General features: G+C 58.5%; 1 pseudogene. It reads right to left on the bottom strand.

Features of this window, described 5'->3' with window-relative positions:
• Nucleotides 1-2: 2 nt before the first annotated feature.
• Nucleotides 3-383, bottom strand: a pseudogene (locus tag J7R10_RS09600) (hypothetical protein); the annotation flags it as partial.

The raw sequence follows: 383 nt of genomic DNA, 5'->3' as shown, positions 1-383 counted from the left end.
CCTTAAAACCCCCCCCAAAAAGAGGGCCCTTCATCCCCCTCAACGTCCATGTCCGCAGCAGGCGCACCCTCCTCCACCCCCCCAACAGCCTTGTCCGCAGCAGGCGCAACCTCCTCCACCCCCTCAACAGCCTTGTCCGCAGCAGGCGCAACCTCTTTCACCCCCTCAACAGCCTTGTCCGCAGCAGGCGCAACCTCCTTCACCGCTTCAACAGCCTTGTCCGCAGCAGGGGCAGCTTCTTTTATCCCCTCTACAGCCTTAACCGCAGAAGGAGCAACATCATCCACCGCCGCAACACCCAAAACCGAAGCAGAATTAACCCCTTTCAGCAACCCAACATTCTTAACAGCTGAAGCAGCAAACCGAACGGCTACAACAACAGC

Origin of the sequence: Bartonella vinsonii subsp. berkhoffii ATCC 51672 (genome assembly GCF_902825225.1) — a bacterium.
In the GTDB taxonomy this organism is placed as follows: domain Bacteria; phylum Pseudomonadota; class Alphaproteobacteria; order Rhizobiales; family Rhizobiaceae; genus Bartonella; species Bartonella berkhoffii.
This window is presented reverse-complemented; position numbering and strand designations above follow the sequence as displayed.